Annotated in this window: 23 protein-coding genes and 2 pseudogenes; 8 read left to right on the top strand and 17 right to left on the bottom strand. The window is 62.5% G+C overall.

Annotated elements, in window-relative coordinates; translation table 11 throughout:
• Positions 1-2: 2 nt before the first annotated feature.
• Positions 3-440: a hypothetical protein gene (locus ACZZZP_RS20180; RefSeq protein WP_463536797.1), complete on the bottom strand. Its 438-nt coding sequence runs from the start codon at positions 438-440 to the stop codon at positions 3-5.
• Positions 441-663: 223 nt separating this feature from the next.
• On the opposite strand from ACZZZP_RS20180, the gene leuS reads away from it, so the two are divergent.
• The 5 genes and pseudogenes from leuS (at position 664) to ACZZZP_RS20205 (ending at position 6,730) form a co-directional block, all read left to right on the top strand.
• Positions 664-3,285, top strand: a complete 2,622-nt coding sequence (leuS, locus tag ACZZZP_RS20185; RefSeq protein ID WP_463383893.1) for a leucine--tRNA ligase — start codon at positions 664-666, stop codon at positions 3,283-3,285.
• 93 nt (positions 3,286-3,378) lie between these two features.
• Positions 3,379-3,990 carry an LPS-assembly lipoprotein LptE gene (locus tag ACZZZP_RS20190; protein ID WP_463383894.1) on the top strand — a complete coding sequence of 204 codons (612 nt, stop codon included), beginning with the start codon at positions 3,379-3,381 and terminating at the stop codon, positions 3,988-3,990.
• A gap of 54 nt (positions 3,991-4,044) precedes the next feature.
• Positions 4,045-5,082 (top strand): DNA polymerase III subunit delta, encoded by a 1,038-nt coding sequence (gene holA / locus ACZZZP_RS20195; protein WP_463383895.1) that lies wholly within the window; start codon positions 4,045-4,047, stop codon positions 5,080-5,082.
• A gap of 90 nt (positions 5,083-5,172) precedes the next feature.
• Entirely contained in the window at positions 5,173-5,358 is a 186-nt protein-coding gene (gene arfA / locus ACZZZP_RS20200) for an alternative ribosome rescue factor ArfA (protein WP_122493236.1), read from the top strand.
• A 59-nt stretch (positions 5,359-5,417) separates the two neighbouring features.
• Positions 5,418-6,730, top strand: a pseudogene (locus tag ACZZZP_RS20205) (lytic murein transglycosylase).
• A gap of 159 nt (positions 6,731-6,889) precedes the next feature.
• Here ACZZZP_RS20205 and lipA read toward each other — a convergent pair.
• The 12 genes and pseudogenes from lipA to ACZZZP_RS20265 all read right to left on the bottom strand — a co-directional run bounded on the left by lipA (position 6,890) and on the right by ACZZZP_RS20265 (position 18,061).
• Positions 6,890-7,894: a lipoyl synthase gene (gene lipA, locus ACZZZP_RS20210; RefSeq protein WP_122493238.1), complete on the bottom strand. Its 1,005-nt coding sequence runs from the start codon at positions 7,892-7,894 to the stop codon at positions 6,890-6,892.
• Complete coding sequence (lipB, locus tag ACZZZP_RS20215; protein ID WP_463383897.1) at positions 7,891-8,544, bottom strand: lipoyl(octanoyl) transferase LipB; 654 nt, start codon at positions 8,542-8,544, stop codon at positions 7,891-7,893. Before lipB ends, lipA begins: the two co-directional genes overlap by 4 nt.
• Positions 8,544-8,816, bottom strand: a complete 273-nt coding sequence (locus ACZZZP_RS20220; RefSeq protein ID WP_122493240.1) for a DUF493 domain-containing protein — start codon at positions 8,814-8,816, stop codon at positions 8,544-8,546. The genes lipB and ACZZZP_RS20220 overlap by 1 nt, the downstream gene beginning before the upstream one ends.
• 97 nt (positions 8,817-8,913) lie before the next feature.
• Positions 8,914-10,074: a D-alanyl-D-alanine carboxypeptidase family protein gene (locus ACZZZP_RS20225; RefSeq protein ID WP_463383898.1), complete on the bottom strand. Its 1,161-nt coding sequence runs from the start codon at positions 10,072-10,074 to the stop codon at positions 8,914-8,916.
• Positions 10,075-10,143: 69 nt separating this feature from the next.
• Positions 10,144-11,146, bottom strand: a pseudogene (locus tag ACZZZP_RS20230) (septal ring lytic transglycosylase RlpA family protein).
• Positions 11,147-12,157, bottom strand: coding sequence for a lytic murein transglycosylase B (gene mltB / locus ACZZZP_RS20235; RefSeq protein ID WP_122493243.1), 1,011 nt, complete (start codon positions 12,155-12,157; stop codon positions 11,147-11,149).
• A 17-nt stretch (positions 12,158-12,174) separates the two neighbouring features.
• The gene (rodA, locus tag ACZZZP_RS20240) at positions 12,175-13,278 is read right to left on the bottom strand and encodes a rod shape-determining protein RodA (protein ID WP_463536969.1); all 1,104 of its coding nucleotides are present in this window, start codon (positions 13,276-13,278) and stop codon (positions 12,175-12,177) included.
• A gap of 60 nt (positions 13,279-13,338) precedes the next feature.
• On the bottom strand, positions 13,339-15,231 hold the full coding sequence (mrdA, locus tag ACZZZP_RS20245; RefSeq protein ID WP_463536798.1) for a penicillin-binding protein 2: 1,893 nt from the start codon (positions 15,229-15,231) through the stop codon (positions 13,339-13,341).
• Between the two features lie 9 nt (positions 15,232-15,240).
• Positions 15,241-15,708 (bottom strand): 23S rRNA (pseudouridine(1915)-N(3))-methyltransferase RlmH, encoded by a 468-nt coding sequence (rlmH, locus tag ACZZZP_RS20250; RefSeq protein ID WP_122493246.1) that lies wholly within the window; start codon positions 15,706-15,708, stop codon positions 15,241-15,243.
• Between the two features lie 9 nt (positions 15,709-15,717).
• On the bottom strand, positions 15,718-16,098 hold the full coding sequence (rsfS, locus tag ACZZZP_RS20255; RefSeq protein ID WP_122450763.1) for a ribosome silencing factor: 381 nt from the start codon (positions 16,096-16,098) through the stop codon (positions 15,718-15,720).
• A 35-nt stretch (positions 16,099-16,133) separates the two neighbouring features.
• A complete protein-coding gene (nadD, locus tag ACZZZP_RS20260; protein WP_463384760.1) occupies positions 16,134-16,778 on the bottom strand; it encodes a nicotinate-nucleotide adenylyltransferase in 645 nt (214 codons plus the stop codon).
• Positions 16,779-16,795: 17 nt separating this feature from the next.
• Complete coding sequence (locus ACZZZP_RS20265; RefSeq protein WP_463383901.1) at positions 16,796-18,061, bottom strand: glutamate-5-semialdehyde dehydrogenase; 1,266 nt, start codon at positions 18,059-18,061, stop codon at positions 16,796-16,798.
• A gap of 294 nt (positions 18,062-18,355) precedes the next feature.
• On the opposite strand from ACZZZP_RS20265, the gene ACZZZP_RS20270 reads away from it, so the two are divergent.
• Entirely contained in the window at positions 18,356-19,585 is a 1,230-nt protein-coding gene (locus tag ACZZZP_RS20270) for an alpha/beta fold hydrolase (protein WP_463536799.1), read from the top strand.
• Positions 19,586-19,674: 89 nt separating this feature from the next.
• Here ACZZZP_RS20270 and ACZZZP_RS20275 read toward each other — a convergent pair whose 3' ends face one another.
• Positions 19,675-20,514: a class I SAM-dependent methyltransferase gene (locus tag ACZZZP_RS20275; protein ID WP_463383903.1), complete on the bottom strand. Its 840-nt coding sequence runs from the start codon at positions 20,512-20,514 to the stop codon at positions 19,675-19,677.
• 63 nt (positions 20,515-20,577) lie between these two features.
• Here ACZZZP_RS20275 and ACZZZP_RS20280 point away from each other — a divergent pair, with 63 nt between their 5' ends.
• Positions 20,578-21,315 carry a DNA-3-methyladenine glycosylase gene (locus tag ACZZZP_RS20280; protein WP_463383904.1) on the top strand — a complete coding sequence of 246 codons (738 nt, stop codon included), beginning with the start codon at positions 20,578-20,580 and terminating at the stop codon, positions 21,313-21,315.
• Positions 21,312-22,643: a bifunctional DedA family/phosphatase PAP2 family protein gene (locus ACZZZP_RS20285; RefSeq protein ID WP_463383905.1), complete on the top strand. Its 1,332-nt coding sequence runs from the start codon at positions 21,312-21,314 to the stop codon at positions 22,641-22,643. Before ACZZZP_RS20280 ends, ACZZZP_RS20285 begins: the two co-directional genes overlap by 4 nt.
• A 78-nt stretch (positions 22,644-22,721) precedes the next feature.
• Here the strand turns inward: ACZZZP_RS20285 and ACZZZP_RS20290 are convergent, their stop codons facing one another.
• The 3 genes from ACZZZP_RS20290 to ACZZZP_RS20300 are packed head-to-tail and all read right to left on the bottom strand — an operon-like array spanning position 22,722 to position 24,438.
• Positions 22,722-23,309 carry an LON peptidase substrate-binding domain-containing protein gene (locus ACZZZP_RS20290; RefSeq protein WP_463383906.1) on the bottom strand — a complete coding sequence of 196 codons (588 nt, stop codon included), beginning with the start codon at positions 23,307-23,309 and terminating at the stop codon, positions 22,722-22,724.
• Between the two features lie 54 nt (positions 23,310-23,363).
• The gene (locus ACZZZP_RS20295; protein WP_463383907.1) at positions 23,364-24,077 is read right to left on the bottom strand and encodes an LrgB family protein; all 714 of its coding nucleotides are present in this window, start codon (positions 24,075-24,077) and stop codon (positions 23,364-23,366) included.
• Entirely contained in the window at positions 24,070-24,438 is a 369-nt protein-coding gene (locus ACZZZP_RS20300) for a CidA/LrgA family protein (RefSeq protein WP_122493255.1), read from the bottom strand. The genes ACZZZP_RS20295 and ACZZZP_RS20300 overlap by 8 nt, the downstream gene beginning before the upstream one ends.
• Between the last annotated feature and the right edge of the window lie 110 nt (positions 24,439-24,548).

Below are 24,548 nucleotides of genomic sequence, written 5' to 3' on the forward strand. Positions count from 1 at the left end.
GCCTACCGGGGTTTGGCGGCGCGGAACAACTGTGAGCCGCAGGCGCTACAGGCCTGAACGCCTTCGCCCGGACGCCATATCGCGGGGGTGCCGCACAGCGCACATTGCAGCTTGTTGCGCCGCTTCATCAGGCCTTTGGGCTTGACCACTTTGGCGCTCTGCAAGGAACGCGGCGGCTTGAAGGTGGGCGCGGGACTTTGCTCGATCAGGGCCACTTCCTTGGCCGCTGCATGCCAGCCACGCAGCCAGTGCAGGTCTCGATCCAGATAGGCGCGAATCAGCTCCAGCTCGGCCGGGCTGAGGCCGCGCAGTTCGAGTTCTTCGGGGGTTTGGTTACGCAGGCGGGTGTCGCTGTCGGCTTCGTCCAGGGCGATGGCAAGCCGGTGCAAAAGACGCTCGTAAAGACCGCCCTGTGCGTTTTCCCGCCCGAACTGCGCCATGCTCACCCTCGCCCGCTCCGTGCTCTTGATGCTTTCAGCAAGCTTAGCGCTGCCCCCATAACCAGCCGGCTGCTGCGACCAACGGCGAAGCCTTGGGCGACAGGCGTAATCAGGGTTTCCCAGCCCCCAGCGGGCTCATGTATGCTACGGCGTTCTTCGAACAGGCCGCGCCCGAACACCGCTGCTGCGCCCTGTAGCTCACTTATTTCAGCCAAAAGTAGCCATGCACGAACACTATCAGCCCCGTGAAACCGAAGCCGCCGCGCAAACCTACTGGGACGAGCAGAAGTCCTTCGTGGTCAGCGAACAGCCAGGCAAAGACACCTTCTATTGCCTGTCGATGTTCCCCTACCCCAGCGGCAAGCTGCACATGGGCCATGTGCGCAACTACACCATCGGCGACGTAATCGCTCGCTACCAACGCATGCAAGGCAAAAACGTGCTGCAGCCCATGGGCTGGGACGCCTTCGGTATGCCGGCGGAAAACGCCGCGATGAAAAACAACGTCGCGCCCGCCAAGTGGACGTACGAAAACATCGCCTACATGAAGAACCAGCTCAAAAGCCTGGGCCTGGCGGTGGACTGGACGCGCGAAGTCACCACCTGCAAACCGGACTACTACCGCTGGGAACAATGGCTGTTCACCCGGCTGTTCGAGAAGGGCGTGATCTACCGCAAAAACGGCACCGTGAACTGGGATCCGATTGACCAGACCGTGCTGGCCAACGAGCAGGTTATCGACGGCCGTGGCTGGCGTTCGGGCGCGCTGATCGAGAAGCGCGAAATCCCGATGTACTACTTCAAGATCACTGCGTACGCCGAAGAGCTGTTGACCAGCCTCGACGACCTGGATGGCTGGCCGGAACAGGTCAAAACCATGCAGCGCAACTGGATCGGCAAATCGCGCGGCATGGAAGTCAGCTTCCCCTACGACCAAGCCTCGATTGGCCAGACCGGCGCATTGAAAGTCTTCACCACCCGCGCCGACACGCTGATGGGCGCCACCTATGTGGCCGTTGCCGCCGAACACGCGCTGGCAACCGTTGCCTTGCAAAAGCTGCCGGCCGTCCAGGCTGCCGAGCTGCAAGCGTTTATCGATGAATGCAAACGCGGCGGCGTGGCCGAAGCCGACATCGCCACCCAGGAAAAGAAAGGCCTGGCCACTGGCCTGTTCGTAGAGCACCCGCTGACCGGCGAGAAGTTGCCTGTGTGGGTCGCCAATTACGTGCTCATGCACTACGGCGACGGCGCTGTGATGGCAGTGCCCGCGCACGATGAGCGCGATTTCGAATTCGCCCACAAGTACAACCTGCCGGTTAAAACCGTGGTGCGCACCAGCGCCGGCGACGAAACCCCGGCGCCGTGGCAAGCCGCGTATGGCGAGCACGGCCAGCTGATCAATTCCGGTGAGTTCGACGGTCTGGATTTTGCCGGCGCGTTCGATGCCATCGAAGTGGCCTTGCAGAAAAAATCGCTCGGCCAGGCCCGTACCCAATTCCGCCTGCGCGATTGGGGTATCAGCCGTCAGCGTTACTGGGGCTGCCCGATCCCGATCATTCACTGCGACGCCTGCGGTGACGTGCCGGTGCCGGAAGACCAACTTCCCGTCGTGCTGCCAGAAGACGTGGTGCCCGATGGCGCCGGCAGTCCGCTGGCGCGCATGCCCGACTTCTACACCTGCACCTGCCCGAAATGCGGCGGCGCAGCCAAGCGCGAAACCGACACCATGGACACCTTCGTGGAGTCGTCGTGGTACTTCGCCCGCTACGCCTCGCCGAACTACACCAAGGGCATGGTCGACCCAGCCGCAGCCAACCACTGGCTGCCCGTGGATCAGTACATCGGCGGCATCGAACACGCGATTCTGCACCTGCTCTACGCACGTTTCTTCCACAAGCTGATGCGCGACGAAGGCCTGGTCGACTCCAACGAGCCGTTCAAAAACCTGCTCACGCAGGGCATGGTCATCGCCGAAACCTACTACCGCCTCGAAGCCAACGGCAGCAAAACCTGGTTCAACCCGGCAGATGTGGAAATCGAGCGCGATGCCAAAGCCAAGATCATCGGCGCCAAGCTGAAAACCGACGGCCTGCCCGTCGAAATCGGCGGCACCGAGAAAATGGCCAAGTCGAAAAACAACGGCGTTGATCCGCAGTCGATGATCGACCAGTACGGCGCCGATACCTGCCGTCTGTTCATGATGTTTGCCTCGCCGCCCGACATGAGCCTGGAATGGTCCGATTCCGGCGTGGAAGGCGCGCACCGTTTCTTGCGCCGCGTCTGGCGTTTGGCCCAGGCGCACGTCGCGCGCGGCGTGCCCGGCAGCCTCGATGTCGCCAGCCTCAGCGATGCGCAGAAAGACATCCGCCGCGCCATTCACCTGGCCATCAAGCAAGCCAGCCAGGACATTGGCCAACACCACAAATTCAACACCGCCATCGCCCAGGTGATGACGCTGATGAACGTGCTGGAAAAAGCGCCGCAAGAGAGTGACACCGACCGCGCCCTGTTGCAGGAAGGTCTGGAAACTGTGGCCCTGTTGCTCGCCCCGATCACGCCCCACATCAGCCATGAATTGTGGTTGGAGCTGGGCCATGAGAGCGCCGTGATCGACGCCCAATGGCCGGTGCTGGACGAAAGCGCCCTGGTGCAAGACAACCTGCAACTGGTGGTGCAAGTGAACGGTAAGCTGCGTGGCCAGATCGACGTGCCGGCAACGGCCAGCCGCGAAGAAGTCGAAGCCGCCGCGCGGGTTAACGAGAACGTGCTGCGCTTCCTCGATGGCCTGACCATTCGCAAGGTCATCGTGGTGCCAGGCAAGTTGGTCAACATCGTCGCGAGCTGATGACGCATCGCGGCTGCCAAGCGCCGCGATCACAAATTGATGTAAGCGCTGCGCCGATTCGCAGCGCTACCGAAGGGTTAAGGGGATACACACATGATCAAACGGAATCTGATGGTAATCGGCCTGGCTACCATGCTCAGCGCCTGTGGCTTCCAGCTGCGCGGCTCAGGCGACATGGCGTTCGCCCTTAGCGACATCAACCTCACCGCCCGCGATGCCTACGGCCCGCTGGTCAAAGACCTGCGTCAAACGCTGATCAACAGCGGCGTTAACGTGCACCCGGGCGCGCAGTACACCATGGCCCTGACCAGCGAAACCGCCAGTTACCGTACCGTCAGCTACACCGGCAGTGCCCGTAGCGCTGAATACGAAGCCAACATGGCCGTGGCCTACGAACTTCGCGGCGCTAACAATACGGTGTTGTTGAAGAATTCGGTCGACGTGCAAAACACCTACGTAAACGATGAAAACAACCTGATCGGTTCGGAGCAGGAAGCGACACAGCTGCGAGACGAACTGCGCCACGAGTTGGTGCTGCAACTGGCGCAACGCATGCAGCTGATTACTCCAGCGCAACTGGACCAGCTGCAACAGGCCGCCGACGCCAAAGCCCAGGCCGAAGCCGACGCCATCGAAGCGGCGCGCAAAGCCGAAGCCGAACAGCCGCAGCAATCGCCGCTGCAACTGCCGATCCAAACCCAGTAAGTTCGCTCAGGCCGCTGCGGCGGCCCAGCCTCCCCTTCTTATGTTTCCCCGCCTATGAAGCTCGCCCCCGCGCAACTCGCCAAACACCTGCAAAGCGGCCTCGCGCCCGTTTATGCCATCAGTGGCGACGACCCGCTGCTGTGCCAGGAAGCGGCCGACGCCATCCGCGCCGCCACGCGCAGCCAGGGTTACAGCGAGCGCCAGGTATTCAACGCCGACGCCAGCTTTGACTGGGGCACGCTGTTGCAGGCGGGAAACAGCATGTCGTTGTTCGCCGAGAAGCGCGTGCTTGAATTGCGCATTCCTAACGGTAAGCCGGGCGACAAGGGCACCGCTGCCCTGCTGGAATACCTGTCGCGTCCGCCTGAAGACACCTTGCTGCTGATCAGCCTGCCCAAACTTGATGGCAGCACGCAAAAAACCAAATGGGCGAAAGCCGTTATCGACGGGCCGAACTCGCAGTTCGTGCAGATTTGGCCGGTGGACGTTCACCAATTGCCGCAGTGGATTCGCCAGCGCATGAGCCAGGCCGGCATGACCGCCAGCCAGGAAGCGGTGGACATGATTGCTGCGCGCGTCGAGGGCAACTTGCTCGCGGCCGCGCAGGAAATCGAAAAGCTCAAACTGCTCGCCGACGGTAACCAGATTGACGCCAGTACCGTACAAGCGGCGGTCGCCGACAGTGCCCGCTATGACGTCTTCGGCCTGATCGACGCCGCCCTCAATGGCGAGGCCAGTCATGCCCTGCGCACGCTCGAAGGGCTGCGCGGCGAAGGCGTCGACAGCACCGTTGTGCTCTGGGCGCTAGCCCGCGAGTTGCGCTTGCTGGCGACCATCGCTCAGCAATACGGTCAAGGCGTGCCGCTGGAGAAAGCCTTCAGCCAGGCTCGCCCGCCCGTGTGGGATAAGCGCCGTCCGCTTGTGAGCAAAGCGCTTCAGCGTCACTCGGCCGCACGTTGGAACCTGATGCTTAGAGATGCCCAGCGCGTCGATGCGCAAATCAAAGGCCAGGCGCCGGGCGATCCGTGGTTGGAGATCAGCCGACTGACGCTGATGCTCGCCGGACAACGTTTGTCGCTTCCTCAGGAGTGATAAACGGCTCTGGACAGCGGCCTCCAGCAGGCCGATGATCCGCGCCGCGGGGCACGCCTCCTCAATCACCCGCCCCGCCCGAGGATTGTCATGGCCACATCGAAGAAACGTCCCAATAAAGCGAAATCCATCATTGCCCAGCCTCTGTTCCGCAGCCGTCAGGAACGCGCGAAGAAAGGCAAAGGCAGTTACCGCCGCGAAGCCTCCCAGCAAAACTGGGGGGCTTCTGTCTTTACGGGCACTGGCTTTTCGCTCACCGGCTTTATCGCGGCGTGAAGGCTTCGCCCCCGGCAGCGTGATAAGGTGGCCGCTGTTTACCGTCTTGGGACCTGCTGATGTTTAACCTGTCACCGCGCATCCTGGCCTGCGCCGCACTGAGCTTTCATTTCAATCTGCTCACCGCTTGCGCCGAAGCGCCACAAGCGCCCCAGCCAACGCCGCCTGCCATTCCCGCCGCCGCCCATGCACCGACCGCTGCCGGCACAACCACCGCGCCCGCGCCTGTCTTGCCACAACAAAGCTTCGAAGAATGGCGCAACCAATTGCGCAGCGATGCAGTGAACGCCGGCATCAGCGCCGCGCTGTTCGACCGCGCCTTTGCCAACGTCACCCTCGACCCGGCCGTGGTCGCCGCCGACAATAGCCAACCTGAATTCACCCGCCCGATCTGGGAATACCTGGACGGCGCCGTCTCGGCCCGCCGCATCGCCAACGGCCAGGCGCAATACGCGCAGCAGCAGGCCACGCTGAGCCGCATCGAACAACGCTACGGCGTGCAAGCCGAAACCCTGGTGGCCATCTGGGGCATGGAAAGCGCGTACGGCAACAACATCGGCAACAACAGCGTGATCCGCTCGCTGGCCACCCTGGCGTATGAAGGACGCCGCGCCGCGTTCTGGCGTGAACAACTGATCGCCGCGCTGCAAATTCTTCAACATGGCGACATCCAGCCGGAGCGCCTCGTGGGCTCCTGGGCCGGCGCCATGGGCCAGACCCAGTTCATGCCGACCACCTACAACCAGCACGCCGTGGATTTCGACGGCGACGGCCGCCGCGACGTTTGGTACTCCTCCGCCGATGCCCTCGCTTCCGCTGCCCATTACTTGCAGCAATCAGGCTGGCAGTTGGGCAAACCGTGGGGCTTCGAAGTGCGTTTGCCGCAAGGGTTCGACTACGCCCTGGCTGACCCCGAGCAGCGCAAAAGCGTGGCTGAATGGACGCGCCTTGGCGTGATGCCCGCCAGTGGCTCGGCCGTTGCGCCGACGCTCGCCGGCGAGTCGGCGACCTTGCGCTGTTGCCCGCCGGCCATCGCGGCCCGGCGTTTTTGCTGCTGAGCAATTTCCGCAGCATCCTCAAGTACAACAACTCGTCGTCCTACGCGTTGGCTGTAGGTTTGCTCTCCGACGGCATTCGTGGCGCCAACGCCGCCGTGATCGCCGACTGGCCACGGGACGACCCGCAACTGGGCCGCAGCGAGCGCATTGAACTGCAGGAACTGCTCGCCGCCCATGGCTTTGAGCCGGGCAGTGCCGACGGCATTGTTGGCGCCAATACTCGCAAAGCAGTTCGGGCCTATCAGCAGCAGTTGGGGTTGCCGGCGGATGGGTATGCGGATCACAGCTTGTTGAATCGGTTACGCGGGAAATAAACGGCGCCCCGCTGCTTTTGTGGAGCCAGCTTGCTGGCGAACCTTGGAAACGCCGAGGTGTGCAGGGTTCGCCAGCAAGCTGGCTGCTACAGAGCATGAATATTCAGGCAAATAAAAAGGGCGACCCATGGGCCGCCCTTTTTGTTTGCTCCGAAAGGCTTAGCCTTTCTTGGCCTCATGCGCTTGCTGATCAGCGTGATAGGAAGAACGCACGAGCGGGCCGGACGCCACGTTCTTGAACCCCATCTTCGTACCCTCTTCGGCAAACCAGGCAAAAATGTCCGGGTGCACGAAGCGCTGTACCGGCAGGTGGTTGCGCGACGGCTGCAGGTACTGACCGAGGGTGAGCATGTCGATGTCGTGTTCGCGCATGCGCTTCATCACTTCAATGACTTCTTCGTCAGTCTCGCCCAGGCCGAGCATCAGGCCCGATTTGGTCGGCACGTGCGGTACGCGTTTTTTGAAGTTTTCCAGCAGGTCCAGTGACCACTCGAAATCCGAGCCCGGACGCGCGGCCTTGTAAAGGCGCGGTACGGTTTCCAGGTTGTGGTTGAACACGTCTGGCGGCTCTTGCTCGGTGATGGCCAACGCCACGTCCATGCGGCCGCGGTAGTCCGGCACCAGCGTTTCCAGCTGCACGCCCGGCGACAGCTTGCGGATTTCGCGCAGGCAGTCGACGAAGTGCTGGGCACCGCCGTCGCGCAGGTCGTCACGGTCTACCGAGGTGATCACTACGTATTTCAAGCGAAGGTCGGCGATGGCCACCGCGAGGTTCATCGGCTCGTCTGCATCCAATGGTTTTGGACGACCATGGCCAACGTCGCAGAACGGGCAGCGACGGGTGCAGATGTCGCCCATGATCATGAACGTGGCGGTGCCGCCGGAGAAACATTCGCCCAGGTTCGGGCAGGACGCTTCTTCGCACACGCTGTGCAGTTTGTGTTTACGCAGCAGTTGTTTGATGCGGTCGACTTCCGGCGAGACCGGCACGCGGACGCGGATCCAGTCTGGCTTGCGCGGCAATTCCGCGGTCGGCAGGATCTTCACCGGGATACGCGCCATCTTCTCGGCACCGCGCAGTTTCACGCCCATTTCCACCTTGGCCGGTGGGGCTTTAACAGCGGTGCCGGTTGCTTCGTTGCCAGCTACTTCGAGGGTGCTCATAGCGATTCAATTCCGCCCGTCAGGGTCGTCTGTTCAGCGTAGTCGAGGTGTGTGACGAGCTGCGCGCGCAGCCGGGCACTTACTTCGGCAAATTCTATCGGTCCCACCAGTTCACGCAGTTGGGTCATGGGCAAGCCGGCATAACCACAGGGGTTGATGCGCTGAAAGGGTTGCAGGTCCATGTCCACGTTCAAGGCCAGGCCATGAAACGAGCGGCCGTTGCGGATACGCAGGCCAAGCGAGGCAATTTTCGCCCCGTCCACATACACGCCCGGCGCGTCGGGCTTGGCTTCGGCTTTTACGCCGTAGCTGGCCAGCAGTTCGATCAAACTCAGTTCGATGCGGCTGACCAGCTCGCGCACACCGAGACTGGAACGGCGGACATCCAGCAGCAGGTAAGCCACCAGCTGACCAGGACCGTGGTACGTCACTTGACCGCCACGGTCCACTTTCACCACCGGAATATCGCCGGGGAACAACACATGTTCGGCCTTGCCAGCCTGCCCTTGGGTAAACACGGGCGGGTGTTCCAGCAGCCAGACTTCATCGGGCGTGTCCGCCACGCGGCTGTCGGTGAAGTGCTGCATGGCATGCCAGGTGGGTTCGTAGGGAACCTGGCCGAGCTCGCGAAAGCCCAGGCGTTGGCTCATCAGAGCACCATGTGCACGCGGCCAGTGGCGCGCAGGTCGCTGTTGATGTCTTGCAGTTGTTCGATGCCGGTGGCGGTGATCAGGTATTGCACGGTCAGGTATTTACCGTTGCGGCTGTCACGCTGCACCAGGGTGCCGACGTCCAGGTCCGGGGCGTGGCGTTGCAGAATCTCGGTTACCAGCGCAACGAAACCCTCGCCGGCATCGCCGATGACTTTGATCGGGTAGCGCTCGCAGGGAAATTCGATGGTGACGTTTTGGGCATCGGTCATGGGCGGTCTCGGCGAACTTGTGGTCCGCAAAAGCGGACACCGGCCCGCTCTTTTGGAGCGAAAGGCCGGTGCCTCGGTTATTCGGTGAACGCGGCGATCAGTTGAACAAGCCGAAGAAGAATAGGCGGATGCTATCCCACACGCGGCGGAAGAAGCCACCTTCGTCCACGGTCTCGAGGGCGATCAGGTCGGCGCTGTGCACCACCTTGTCTTCGAGCTTCACTTCAACTTTACCGATCACGTCGCCCTGCTTAATCGGGGCAACCAGTTGCGGATTCAAGGTCATGCTGGCAGCGAGCTTTTTCAGCTGACCGCGCGGCAGGGTCATGGTCAGGTCTTCGGCCAGACCGGCTTTCACCTGGCGGCTCGCGCCTTTCCACACAGTGCCTTGCGCCAGCTCCGCGCCCTTCTGATAGAAGGTCTGGGTTTCGAAGAAGCGGAAGCCGTAGGTCAGCAGCTTCTGGGTTTCAGCAGCGCGGGCTTGTTCGCTGTTGGTGCCGAATACCACGGCGATCAGACGCATACCGTCGCGCACAGCCGAGGCCACCAGGCAGTAGCCGGCTTCGTCGGTGTGGCCGGTTTTCAGGCCATCAACGGTTTTGTCGCGCCACAGCAGCAGGTTGCGGTTGGGCTGCTTGATGTTGTTCCAGAAGAACTCTTTCTGCGAGTAGATGGCGTAGTGCGCCGGGTCTTCGTAGATGATCGCGCGGGCCAGACGCGCCATGTCGTGCGCCGTGGAGTAATGCTCGGGGTTAGGCAGGCCGGTGGCGTTCATGAAGTGGCTGCCGGACATACCGAGTTTTTCGGCGGTGGTGTTCATCATGTCGGCGAAGGCGTCTTCGCTGCCAGCGATGTGCTCGGCGGTGGCGACGCTGGCGTCGTTACCCGACTGAATGATGATGCCGTGCAGCAAGTCGCCCAGCGACACCTCGGTGCCCACTTTGATGAACATGCGCGAGCCGCCGGTACGCCAGGCGTGTTCGCTGACCATCACTTTGTCGTTTTCGCTGATCTGGCCACGACGGATTTCCAGGGTGGCGATGTAGGCGGTCATCAGCTTGGTCAGGCTGGCCGGCGGCAGGCGCTGGTCACCGTTGTTCTCCACCAGCACGTTGCCGCTGGCGGCGTCCATCAGCACGTAGGCCTTGGCGGCCAGCTCCGGTGCGGCAGGAACGGCCGTTTCGGCGGCCCAGGTGGCCGGGGCAGTGATCAGGAGGGCGAACAGACTCAGACGACGGGTAAAGGCGGTGATATTCATCAGTCTCTCAAGTTACTAATGGCAAACAGGCTCTGGCGAGCAAGTCGGTCGAAGCCGGCGCGCGAGGCGCTATTCCGGCTTCACTAAAGTCGGCTGGCCAAGGTTGGCCGACCGCACACTGTTCTGGATGTTCTGGGCTTCACCCTGCGTGTTTACCGGGCCCATCCGCACGCGGTGCAACGTCTGCTGATTGCGCACGATAGAGCTGATAAAAACCGGCGCACTCACCACGGTCGTCAGCTTGTCCTTCAGGAGCTGCGCAGCGTCCGGGTTGGCGAAGGCTCCGACCTGGAGATACAGGCCAGATGGAGCGAGTGAAGCGTTTTTTTGCGTCGATTTGCACGGGCACCACCGCAGCGGCGTGCTGCTGTGGCGGCGGAGTGTATTGCTCGATGGGCTGGCCCATGATCTGCGTGGTGGTGGTCTTCACCGGCTGCACTTGAGCCATTTTCGGCTGCGCCAGCACCATTGGCACCGGGCGACCCTGCTGGGCCCACCACTCGGCTGGGTCGATGCCTTCGACCTTCACGCGGGCGGTGCCGATTTCGGCGTAACCGAGTTTTTTCGCGGCGGCAAACGACAAGTCGATGATGCGATCCGAGTAAAACGGCCCACGGTCGTTCACCCGCAGAATCACGCTTTTGCCGTTATCCAGATTGGTCACGCGTACATAGCTGGGCAGCGGCAGGGTTTTGTGCGCGGCGCTCATGCCGTACAGGTCGTACTTCTCGCCGTTGGCGGTGGCCTGGCCGTGGAATTTGGTGCCGTACCAGGAGGCGGTGCCGGTGGCCAGGTAGCGCTTGCCGTCGGGCATCGGGTAATAGGTTTTGCCGAGCACGGTGTACGGGTTGGCCTTATAGGCGCCGTAGTGCGGCATGGGCACGGCATCGGGCACTTTGGAAATGTCGACGTCCCACCATGGCGCGCCGTCGCGGTGCGGACGGGCGAAGTCGCCAGGGCCGGAAACAGTGGTGGGCGTTGGGGTCGGCTGCGGCGCACGGCTGCTGGAGCAGCTGACCAACATTACGGCCAGTGCGCCAAAGGCGATGAGCTTGAACGGCGTTGCCTGCATTTACTTCGTGCCCCGGGCCTGAACCAACAAATCGGATAACTGATGCACCGCCATGGCGTACATCGCGCTGCGATTGTAACGAGTGATGACATAAAAATTGGGTAAGCCTAACCAATATTCCGGTCCCGCTTCACCCTCCAGACGAAAGGCAGTCACGCGCTCGTCGTCGCGCACCGCTTCGTGGCTCGACCAGCCCATGGCACGCAGCTCGCCCACGGTTTTTACCGGGTCCAGCCCTTGGGTCAATCCTTGCTCGGCTTGCTCGCCGCTGATTTGCGCGGTGCTGACCACCGCTTCACCGGTGACCCAGCCGTGACGTTTGAAATAGCTGGCGACGCTGCCGATGGCGTCGTCTGGGTCGCTCCAGATATTGATGTGGCCGTCGCCGTCAAAATCCACGGCGTACGCACGGAAGCTGCTCGGCATAAATTGCGGCAAGCCCATGGCGCCGGCGTAGGAGCCTTTCAGGGTCAGCGGATCGACCTGCTGCTCGCGGGCCAGCAACAGGAATTGCTTGAGTTCTTTGCGGAAGAATTCGGCGCGTGGCGGGTAGTCGAAGCCCAGGGTCGACAACGCGTCGATCACCCGGTAGCTGCCGGTGTTGCCGCCGTAGGAGGTTTCAACGCCGATGATGGCCACGATCACCTGCGCCGGTACGCCGTATTCCTGCTCGGCGCGGGCCAGTGCTGCTTCGTGCTGACGCCAGAATTCGACGCCTTGGGAAATGCGCCGGTCGGTGATGAAGATCGGACGGTATTCGGCCCAGGTTTTTACCTTTTCGGCCGGACGGGAAATGGCGTCGAGAATCGACTGTTTGCGTTCCACTTCACGGAACAGGGTCACCAGCTGCTCGCCGGCAAAACCGTAGTCGCGGGTCATTTCGGAAACGAATTCGGCAACCTGCGGCGACCCTTCGTAATCAGCGGCGACAGCCTGCTGGGCGAAACCGCAGATACCAGCAAGGCTGGCCAAATGTGCCGTGCGCGTAGCCCAGCGACGCAAACCTAGCATTAAATCCCTCACCCCAATCAAACCTGAGCGATCCACTTACGGTGCGTGTGGACAGCCATTAAAAGCCCAAACCCTGACATCAGCGTCACCAGCGAAGTTCCGCCGTAGCTAATGAAAGGAAGCGGCACCCCAACCACCGGCAACAGGCCACTGACCATGCCGATATTGACGAACACATAAACGAAGAAGGTCATCGTCAGGCTGCCGGCGAGCAGCTTACCGAACAGCGTCTGCGCTTGGACAGTAATTACCAGACCGCGCGCAATCAGCAGCGCGTAAACCAGCAACAACAAACAGATGCCGACCAGGCCGAACTCTTCGCCCAAAACCGCGATGATAAAGTCCGTATGGCTTTCGGGCAAAAAATCCAGGTGCGATTGCGTGCCCAACAGCCAGCCTTTTCCGAAAACGCCGCCCGAGCCGATGGCCGCTTTCGATTGAATAATGTTCCAGCCGGTGCCCAGCGGATCACTCTCCGGATCGAGGAATGTGAGCACCCGCTGCTTCTGGTAATCGTGCATCACGAAGAACCACATCGCGATCGCCACCGGCACTACAGCCGCCACCGCGCCTAGGATCCAGCGCCATTGCAGCCCGGCCATAAACAGTACGAACGCACCCGAGGCGAGAATCAACAGCGAGGTGCCAAGGTCGGGTTGGCGGATCACCAACACGAACGGAATGCCGATCAAGGCGAGGCTGATAACGATGTGTTTAAGCCGTGGCGGTAAATTGTGTCGAGCCATGTACCAGGCGATGGTCGCGGGCATGAGGATCTTCATAAACTCCGCCGGCTGGAACCGAATGATGCCGGGGATGTTGATCCAGCGAGTCGCGCCCATGGCGTTGTGGCCCATGACGTCCACCACCACCAACAACCCGACGCCCGCCAGGTAACCGAGCGGCACCCAGCGCGCCAGGAAGCGCGGTTCGAACTGAGCGATCACACACATGGCCACGGCGCCCAGGCCGAACGAGGTGGCTTGTTTCAACAGCAGGTCAACGTCCTTGCCGCTGGCCGAATACAGCACGAACAGGCTGCCGGCTGCGAGCACCGTAAGCAGCACGAACAGTTGGCCGTCGATGTGCAGGCGCTGCAACAGGCTGGCGCGCCGACGCATCACGTCTTCGTTGGAAATTGTCCGGTCGAAGTTATTACTCATGCTGCCCCACAGTAAGCGCTATTCATGACGGGGCGCCTCAGCCGTAACCGGCGGTGCGTATTGCGGTTTCAGTTGGCCGTTTTCGCCCAGCAGCCAGGCGTCCATCACAGCCTTGGCCACCGGCGCCGCCACGCTGGAACCGCCCTCGCCGTTTTCAATCATCACAGCCACGGCAATTTTCGGCGATTCGGCCGGCGCGAAGGCGATGAACAGCGCGTGGTCGCGGTGGCGTTCGTCGAGCTTGGAACGGTCGTACTTCTCGCCCTGCTTGATCGCCACTACCTGCGCGGTGCCGCTCTTGCCGGCGATGCGGTAGGTCGAGGTGTCGCCGACTTTGTGCGCAGTGCCGCGCGGGTTGTGCATCACCTGCTGCATACCGGCGCTCACTTGCGCCCAGTCGCCGGGGTTACGCAGCACGATATCGGGCATGGGGTTGGGGTCGACCGGCGGCACGCCGTCCACGGTTTTCGCCAAGTGCGGACGAATCCATTTGCCGTGGTTGGCCACCAGCGCCGACACCTGCGCCAACTGCAACGGTGTGGTTTGCATGTAGCCCTGGCCAATGCCGAGAATCAGCGTTTCGCCCGGAAACCAGGCTTGGCGATAGCGACCGCGCTTCCAATCGCGGCTGGGCATCAGGCCGGGCGATTCTTCGAACATGTCCAGCGACACCTTCTGGCCGATGCCAAAACGGCTCATGTAGGTGTACAGGCGGTCAATGCCGAGCTTGTGCGCGAGGTCGTAAAAGTAGGTGTCGTTGGACCGCATGATCGCGGCTTGCAAGTCCACCGAGCCGTCGCCACTGCGGTTCCAGTTGCGGTATTTGTGGTCGTAGTTGGGCAATTGGTAAAAGCCCGGGTCGTACACGCGCGTGCTCGGTGTCACCACGCCGGAGTCCAGCCCGGCAATCGCCACGGCGGGCTTGATGGTCGAGCCGGGCGGATACAACCCGCGCAGCACGCGGTTGAACAACGGCCGGTCCGGCGAGTCGCGCAGCTCGGAGTAAGCCTTGAAGCCGATGCCGGTGACGAACAGGTTGGGGTCGAAACTCGGCTGGCTGACCATCGCCAGCACTTCGCCGGTGTTTGGGTCCAGCGCCACAACGGACCCTCGACGCCCGCCCAGCGCAGCTTCTGCCGCTTCCTGCAGATGAATGTCCATGCTCAGCACAATGTCGGCGCCGGGCACCGCGTCGGTGCGTTTGAGCACGCGCAGAACGCGGCCACGGGCGTTGGTTTCAACTTCTTCGTAGCCCACCTGGCCATGCAACTGCGCCTCGTAGAAGCGCTCGATACCGGTTTTGCCGATATGGTGGGTGCCGCTGTAATTCACCGGGTCAAGCACCTTCAGCTCGGCCTCGTTGATGCGCCCCACATACCCCACCGAGTGCGCGAAGTGTTCGCCTTGCGGGTAATGGCGAACCAACTGCGCCACCACTTCCACGCCCGGCAGGCGGAATTGGTTCACGGCGATGCGGGCGATCTGTTCTTCGCTCAGCTCGAACAGAATGGGCACCGGCTCGAAGGGGCGACGGCCCTGACGCATACGCCGCTCAAACAGCGTGCGGTCTTCGGGGGTCAGCTCCAGCACTTCGACGATGACGTCGAGCACTTGCTGCCAGTCGCCGGCACGCTCGCGGGTCATGCTCAGGCTGAAGCTTGGCCGGTTGTCGGCCACCACCACGCCATTGCGGTCGAAAATCAGCCCACGGGTGGGCGGAATCGGCTGCACGTGCACGCGGTTGTTTTCAGAAAGGGTCGAGTGGTACTCGTATTGAATGACCTGCAGGTAATACAGGCGCGCAATCAGCACCACGATCAATAAACAGATGGCGACCGCCCCCACCACCACGCGATTGCGAACTTGGCGGGCGTCTTTCTCGTGGTCCTTGAGGCGGATCGGCTGCGGCATTACGAGGCTTTATTTGTGATAAGGGTGCCCGGACAACACGGTCCAGGCGCGATAAATCTGTTCGCCGAGCAGAATGCGCACCAGCGGATGCGGCAAGGTCAGCGGCGACAACGACCAGCGTTGTTCGCTGCGAGCCTGCACTTCGGGCGCCAGACCCTCCGGGCCGCCGACCATCAAGTTGATGGTGCGCGCATCCAGACGCCAACGCTCCAGCTCCGCCGCCAACTGCTCAGTGCTCCACGGTTTACCCGTGACCTCCAGCGTGACGATCTTTTCCCCCGGTTGCACCTTCGCCAGCATGGCCTCGCCTTCCTGACGGATCAGGCGCGCCACGTCGGCATTCTTGCCACGGGTGTTCAGGGGAATTTCCACCAGTTCAAGCGGCAGCTCGGCAGGCAGACGTTTGGCATATTCCTGCCAACCGTCCTCCACCCAGCGCGGCATGCGCGAACCAACAGCGATCAGTCGTATACGCAAGGGGTGCCCTTACTCGCCGTCGCTGTTGAACTGTTCCGCGCTGTTCTGGTTCTGCGCACGGCTTTGCTCAGCGCCCTGCCACAGACGCTCCAGGTCGTAGAACTGGCGAGCGGTTGGCAGCATCACGTGAACGACGATGTCGCCCAGGTCGAGCAGTGCCCATTCGCCGGTGTCCAGGCCTTCGCTGCCCAGCGGGCGAACGCCCTTTTCTTTGACCTTTTCCAGCACGTTGTCCACCAGGGACTTCACGTGACGGTTGGAGGTACCGCTGGCGATCACCATGAAATCGGTGATGCTGGTTTTGCCGCGTACATCGATGGTGGTGATGTCTTGGGCTTTGATGTCTTCAAGGGCGGCGACGGCCAATTTGACCAGGTCTTCGCTCGGCATTACGGGCTTGCTCATAGTTAACTCGTTTCTCGTGTCTAGTTCTGCGCGCGGTACAGTCCGTGCGCATTGATGTAGGCCAGCACCGCGTCGGGCACCAGAAAACGCACCGACTTTCCGCTGGCCAGCAGATTCCGGATCTGGGTGGCAGACACCGCAAGCGGGGTCTGCCAGATAAAAGCAATCTGGCCGCCGGGACCGCTCATGGTCAGCGGATCGCTGACACTGCGGGCTGCCAGAACATCACGCAGCGCTTGCGGCGCTTCGCTGTCGGCATCCGGGCGTTGCAACACCAGGATGTGACAGTGGTCCAGCAATTCTTCCCAACGATGCCAGGTCGGCAGGCCGCAAAACGCGTCCCACCCCAGCAGTAAAAACAGTTGATCCTCAACCGCCAGTTCAGCGCGCAACGACTCTAGCGTTTCGATGCTGTAAGAGGGCCGATCGCGCTTGAGTTCGCGGTCGTCCACCGTCAGCAACGGCACGCCGGCAACGGCCTGCTCGACCATGGCCAAGCGGTCCGGCGCCGACACTTGCGGGGCGTCGCGGTGCGGTGGGCGCGCGTTGGGAATCAAGCGCAGCTCGTCCAACCCCATGAACTCCGCCACTTCCAGGGCGCTGCGCAAATGGCCGACGTGCACGGGATTGAACGTGCCGCCGAGCACGCCAATGCGTTTGCCCACCGCTGTCGGTTCAGTGTTCAAGTACGGATGTGACCGTCGCCGAACACCACGTACTTCTCGCTGGTCAGCCCTTCCAGGCCAACCGGACCGCGCGCGTGCAGCTTGTCGGTGCTGATACCGATTTCTGCGCCCAGGCCGTATTCGAAGCCATCGGCGAAGCGCGTCGAGGCGTTGATCATCACCGAGGCGGAATCCACTTCAGTGATAAAGCGCCGGCCGTGGGTGAAGTTCTCAGTGACGATGGAGTCGGTGTGCTGCGAGCCGTAGGTGTTGATGTGCTCGATGGCCTCGTCGAGGCTGTCGACGATACGAATCGACAAGATCGGCGCGGTGTATTCGGTGCGCCAGTCTTCTTCAGTGGCTTCCAGCACATCGCTGCCCAGCAGCGCGCGAGTGCGCGGGCAGCCGCGCAGCTCAACCTTTTTGTCGCGATAAATAGCGGCCAGCGGCGGCAACACGCGCTCAGCAATAGCGGCGTGCACCAGCAAGGTTTCCATGGTGTTGCACGGCGCGTAGCGCTGGGTTTTGGCGTTGTCGGCAATGCGAATGGCTTTGTCGATATCGGCCGCGGCATCGATAAACACGTGGCAGATGCCGTCCAGGTGTTTGATCACCGGCACCTTGGCGTCGCGGCTGATGCGTTCGATCAGGCTCTTGCCGCCGCGCGGCACGATCACATCCACATACTCGGGCATGGTGATCAGCGCGCCCACGGCGGCGCGGTCAGTGGTTTCCACCACTTGCACCGCAGCGGCCGGCAAGCCGGCTTCGGCCAGACCTTGCTGAATGCAGGCGGCGATGGCGCGGTTGGAATTAATCGCTTCCGAGCCGCCGCGCAAAATGGTGGCGTTGCCCGACTTCAGGCACAGGCTGGCGGCGTCGATGGTCACGTTCGGACGCGACTCGTAAATGATGCCGATCACACCCAACGGCACGCGCATTTTGCCCACCTGAATGCCGGAGGGCAGGTAACGCATGTCGCGGATTTCGCCGATGGGGTCTGGCAGCGTAGCCACCTGACGCAAGCCTTCGATCATCTCGTCGATGCGCGCAGGGGTCAGGGCCAGGCGGTCCAGCAGGGCGGGTTCAAGGTTGTTGGCGCGGCCGTTGGCGAGGTCTTGCTCGTTGGCGGCGGTGAGGTCGGCGCGGGCTGCATCCAGGGCAGCGGCGGCGGCGTGCAGGGCACGGTTCTTCTGCGCAGTGCTAGCGCGGGCCACCACACGGGAGGCCTCACGGGCAGTGCGACCCAGGCGGGTCATGTAGTCGAGCACGGACTCAGTCATGTCGAGGCGGTCTGGCAGTCGGGAAAGCGGCTGATTATAGCGGCGCGGCGGGCCCACGCCCAGCGGCGTCTGGCGGGTGGTAAACAGCGCGTTACAACTCAGCCGCCGGTAACACTGGCAAGCACAGCGCGCGCGCCTTGCCGCGAGACGGTGACACTTGCCACGCCACCGGCCCGCTGCTCCCCCCGAAGGTTAGGTAAACAAACGGGGCGCAGATGTCTACCGTGCAGTCATAGCCAATTGCCCACCGCCAGGGACGGGCAACACAACAATGACAGTGAAGGGAGACGCGCCATGCGCTATCGCACCGACTACAGTCCGGCGCTGTTGGTAGAGAGCAGCCCGTTTGTGCAACTGGGGCAGTGGCGCGTGCAGTACCAAGCCTATTCCAGCCGCGCCGACGACCCGCGCAGCCCGGTGCTGTTACTAGGCGGCGCGTTCCAGTGCTTCCGCTCGTTTGCCAGCGAAGTGGAGGAGCTGCTGGTCAATCACCCGGTGATTCTGCTCGACCTGCCGAGCCAGGGCGGCAACCTGCAGTTGGCGCCTGAACTGAGCCTGGAAGCGCTCGCCGACCTGATCGCCGCCTTCGCCGACGAACTCAACGTGCCGCCACTGATGCCCATTGGTTTGTCTTACGGTTCGGCGTTGGCCGCGCTGTTTGCGGGCCGCCACCCGCAGCACTGCGCACGCCTGCTGCTGGCCGGCATCACCGCGCTTGGCCGCCGAGGCGCGCGGGTATTACTGGAAGAAAGCCTGGCGCTGTTGGCCGAAGGGCGCTGCGCCGAGTTTGCCCACGGCGCCGTCACCGGCCTACTCAACCCCACTCGCAGTCAGGAAACCGGCGTAGCGCCGGTGTTTCGCAAAGCCCTGCTGCGCCAGTTGCAACGCTTGTCGGCGACCGAAATCGAGCGCTACCGGCAAAACAGCCAGCGCCTGCTGGCCTTTTCCGGCTTCCGCCAACATCCCCGTTGCCCGACCCTGGTATTGGCCGGCGAATACGACCACTTCACCCAGCCGTGGGAGCACACCGTGTTTGCCAGCGCCTGCGCCGACGCCCAGTGCGCGCTGATTCACAACGCCGACCACCTCGCCCAATTCGAACAGCGCAACGCCTGCGCCAGTTTGTACAACCCGTTCCTGCGCGGCGAACCGCTGCCGTTGATCAGCCCCGGCAGCACCCACCTGCCGCGCAGCCAGTGGCCGCACCTGGAAAAACGCCACGAACCGCGAAATCCGCCGCTGCATAACCGCGCGCGGTTGCTGCATCCGGTGATAGGTGAACTGAATGTCGACGTGAACGAACTCGGATTTTTTGGCGGGCTCTTACAGGGCGACTTGCCAACCCTAATGCCGCAACGCGGCTGGCAACTGCAGATGGTTGATATGCCCGCCATGGCGATTCTGCCCGTGCGAAGCAGCAGCGCGGAATTGGCCTGGGTGTTTGCGCATACCGATGCAGCAGGGAGTGCGGCGCTGGCCGAACGGGTGAGGCAAGGGGCGATGCCCGCCGTGGCGTGCGCATGAGTCAAAAAAATCGAGGCTAAAGCCTCTCCCACAGGTGACCGAGTTCATTGTGGGAGAGGCTTTAGCCTCGATTCCTGCAAACGCCGATATCAGACCGATGCCTCAATCACCCGCACCAACGTCGCCTGCGTCACTGGCGGCAAGCCTTGGCTGTGCAGCGCCGGGTCGAGCACCTCGGTGTGGCGAAAACCGCAGCGTTCAAACGCTTCGATAATCTCCCTGGCATCGCTGTAGTGCAGCGGGTAATTGCCCCGCGTCAGCCGCCCAATAATCCCCACGCCCCAGCGCAACTGGCGGTAACGCGGGTGCTCTTTAAGGTCGGGGTATAAATCGGTGAGGTAGGTGCCTTGGGGAAATCCCCTCAACTGCGCCGCCAGCGCCGTCCAGAAACGTTCAATCACCGGCCGCTCAAAATAGTTCACCAGTCCCTCGGTGATCACCACCACCGGCTCGGACCGATCCAGCCCGGCGAACAACGCTTCCAAACTCTGCTCGGCCAGAATATCCACCGAGCGCACCTGATGGCGGCCATTGAGCCAGCCCTCGCTGTGCAGCAGCAGGCGTTTGCGCACGGCCATGCCCGGCAGGTCGGCTTCCAGATAACGCACGTCGGGGTAACGCTGGCAAAAGCGCCGACCACGCGGCGACAGCCCGCAGGCAATTTCCACCACCTGGCACACGCCGCGCTCTTCGATGGCGGCGGTCAGCCGAGCATCGAGCAGCAGGTGCCGCTGCAACAACAGGTGTTCGATATCCAGCCCAAAGCCGACCCGCGCGCCCCAGGCAATCGGGCTCAGCAAGCCATGCACCCAGCGGCCAAAGGGCGTGGCAAAAGCGGCGTCACTGAGTTGGTGGCGGTACCAGACATAACCCGTGTAATGGGCGCTGGGGCTGATGTGGGCACTGTCGGCACGGCTGCGGTCGGGCATGGCCAAAGCTCTTATTGTTATGATCGCCCGAGCCTAAGCCTTGCCCCAGTGTGATGACAGCCCATGCCGAGTGATCCCACCCTTAGTTTGCCCAACGCCCAACACCCCACTTGGCCAGAAGGCCGCGCCCTGCCCGACTGCTTTTTCGACCGCGACGCCCAATTGTTGGCGCAGTCCTTATTGGGCAAGGTGATCCGCCACCGCGTCGGCGACGTGTGGCTCGCCGCGCGCATCATCGAAACCGAGGCGTACTACTTCGCCGAAAAAGGCAGCCACTCTTCCTTGGGCTACACGGAAAAACGCCGGGCGCTGTTTCTCGATGGCGGGCACATCTATATGTACTACGCGCGCGGCGGCGACTCGCTGAACTTCAGCGCCCACGGGCCAGGCAACGCGGTGCTGATCAAGTCGGCGTTTCCTTATACCGATGCCCACAGCGGCCCCGAATGCCTTGAGCGCATGCAGCAAAACAACCCCGACAGCCAGGGCCAGCCGCGCTCGCTGGAAAAACTCTGTAACGGTCAGACCCTGCTGTGCCGCGCCCTCGGCCTTAAAGTGCCGGCCTGGGATGGCAAACGCTTCGACCCCGAGCGGTTTTTTGTCGAAGATGTCGGCTACGCCCCCGAGCAGATTATTCAAACCACCCGCCTGGGCATTCCCCTCGGCCGCGATGAACATTTGCTCTACCGCTTTGTCGATGCTGCTTACGCCCGCCACTGCACGCGCAATCCTCTGCGCCGTGGGCAACTGGAAAATCAGGACTTCTATTACATGATCTCGCAACAGGACCTTGCCCCATGACGGAGTGGCTCAACCAACTCACCGGCTGGCTCAGCGCCAACCCTCAATGGCTGGGCATCGCCATTTTTGTCGTGGCCTGCGTGGAGTGCCTGGCGATTGCCGGCATCATCGTGCCCGGCACGGTGCTGCTGTTCGCCATTGCCGTGCTGGCCGGCAGCGGCGCCCTGACCCTCGGCGAAACGCTGCTGTTGGGTTACACGGGCGGCCTGCTGGGCGATGCCATTTCCTATGCGCTGGGCCGGCGTTTTCACCAAAACATCCGCAACCTGCCGGGCCTGCGCACCCATCCCGAATGGCTGGCCAGCGCCGAAAGTTACTTCCAGCGTTATGGCGTCGCGAGTCTGTTGGTTGGCCGCTATATCGGTCCGCTGCGCCCGATGTTGCCGATGGTGGCCGGCATGCTCGACATGCCGCTGCCGCGCTTTATCATCGTCAGCCTGATTGCCGCGGCCGGCTGGTCGATTGCCTATTTGATGCCCGGCTGGGCCACTGGCGCCGCCATGCGCTTGCCGTTGCCGGAGGGCTTCTGGGGACAAGCCGCCGTGGTGGCGGCCGCGCTGGCAGTGTTCATCGGCGCCAGCCTGCAAGGCACGCTGCGCCAACAACACCGCGCGACCGCCTGGATGGCCGGCATGGGCTTTGTGCTGCTGATCGCCATGCTGATCGGCTACCCGCGCCTGGGTCAGCTCGACCAGGGCCTGATGGCGCTGGTGCAAGAGCAACGGCAACCGGCGATGGACAGCATCATCACCATCATCACGCGCCTGGGCGACTTCCGCACCCAGCTCACCGTCGGCATCATGCTCTGCCTGATGCTGCTGGTGGCCCGCCAATACCGCAGCTTTTTCTTCGCCACCGGCACGATGCTGGGCTGCGCCATCGCCAACCATTTCCTGAAACTGTTCTTTGGCCGCGCCCGCCCGGAAATTCTGCTGGAGCCGCTGCACAGCTTCAGCATGCCCAGCGGCCATAGCTCGGGCGCGTTCGCCTTTTTCCTGACGCTGGCGGTGTTGGCGGGGCGTGGTCAGCCGGTGCGAATGCGCCTGACCTGGCTACTGCTGGCAGTAATTCCGGCGCTGGCGATTGCCTTGTCGCGGGTGTATTTGGGCGTGCATTGGCCAACCGACATCATCGCCGGCGCGCTGCTTGCCGCCACGGCGTGTGCCGCAAGCCTGACGTGCTCGCAATGGCGTCAGCCCTTGCCGGCCATGGCACCGCGCGTGTGGTGGTTGGTGCTGCCGGCGTGCCTGGCCGTGCTGGCCGCCCATGCCAGTTGGGCGCTGCCACAGGCGTTGGAGCAGTATCGGTATGCGCCGATAGTGCCGTGAAAAAATCGCGGCTAAAGCCGCTCCTACAGGTTCGCATTTAACCTCTGTAGGAGCGGCTTCAGCCGCGATGCTTTTGAGCTACGCCGTCATCTCGCCCTGCAACTCATCCAGCATCCCCTGAATGGCATCAAGCCGTTCCAGCGGATCATCCATCGCCAGCAGTTGCAGCTTTTGCTCGACATCGAACGGCAGCAGATACGCCAGCTGATACCCCAAGCTCTGCTGCCCCGTCGCCTCATTGCCCATGCCCAATTCCGACACCATCGGGTGCTGGGCCAGCGCTTGCAGCAGCGCGGCCAGGTCGGCGTGTTCGGGCAGCAGCGGGAAGTCCGAGGCCTCGTCGGCCCAGGTAACCTCGGCGGTGGTCAGTTGGTCGCGCTGCACGTGCGAGCGTTGCACATTGAAGCGCCGGGCGCCCTCCACGCGAATGCCGAGCAAGCCGTTGGGTTGTTGTTTCCAGTCGCGAATCACCGCTTCGCAGCCGACCTGGGCGAAGCTGTCTGCCGCCTCGCCCACTTCCCGACCTTCGAGAATGCACACCACGCCGAAGCCTTCGTTGCGTTTCATGCAGGCGCTGATCATGTCCAGATAACGGGCTTCGAAAATTTGCAGGTCGAGCACGCTGCCGGGGAACAGCACCACATTGAGGGGAAACAACGGCACCATCTTTCTCGCTCCTGATTCACTCGTAGGGCTGTGACAACGGTTGCGCCGGGATGATCAGCTGAAAAGCGCCACGGCCAGCGGCAGCGCCACCGCCGTACCAACGCCCATCAGGCTCATGGCCAGCGCGGCAAACGCCCCACATTCTTCGCCTTCTTGCAGGGCACGCGAGGTGCCGACGGCGTGGGCGGTCATGCCCATGGCCAAGCCTTGCGCCGCCGGGTGGCGAACGCCGATGCGGCGCAACAGCTCAGGCCCGAGGATGGCGCCGATCACGCCGGTGATCAGCACGAACACCGCGGCCAGCGCAGCAATGCCGCCAATCTGGTCAGCCACCAGCATGGCAATCGGCGAGGTCACCGATTTGGGCGCCATGCTCATCAGCATCATATGGTCGGCGCCAAACCACCACGCCAACAACACGCCCATGCCGGTGGCCACCATGCCGCCGATTAACAGGGTCAGCAAAGTCGGCCAGAACAGTTGGCGAATCCGTTTGAGGTTCAAAAACAGCGGCACCGCCAGGGCCACAGTGGCCGGGCCGAGGAAAATAGTCAGGGCTTTGGCGCTGTCTTTGTACTCGTCGTAGCTCAGGCCACAGGCCACCAGCACGGCGATCACGGCAAGCATCGAGACCAGCACCGGCTGCAGGAAAAACCAGCGGGTTTTCTCGTAGGCGGCCAGCGCTAATTGGTAAGCGGCCAGGGTCACGCCGACGCCAAACAAGGGGTGATGGATGAGCGCCTGCCAGGCGCCGGCGACATCAAACATCGCGCTCACCTCGCTTGCGCTGCTGACGGTCGATGAGCTTTTGCATCATCCACCCGGCGAACAGCATCGACAGCAGCACCGACAACACCAACGAGCCGCCCACCGCCCAGAAGTCGGCGGCAATCGCCTTGGCGTAAACCATCACGCCCACGGCCGCCGGCACCAGCAACAAGGGCAAATAACGCAGCAAACTCGACGAGGCCACGGAGATCGACTCGTCCACCTCGCCCTGCCAAATCAGGTAACCGAGCAGCAGCACCAGCCCAATGATCGGGCCCGGCAGCATGTGCAAGAACAGCACGTTCAAGACCGTGCCAAGCAGTTGGAAAACCACCAACCAAGTCAGGCCACGTAACAGCATGGAGTTCTCCAATCCAGACCCGACGGGGGCAGCGCCGGGGTAAAAAAATCGCGTCGGGCATTATAAGCACGCTAAGCAAAACGCCCCAACCAGCCCGTCGCGCCGGCTGT

It is taken from the genome of Pseudomonas sp. AC211, assembly GCF_979258055.1.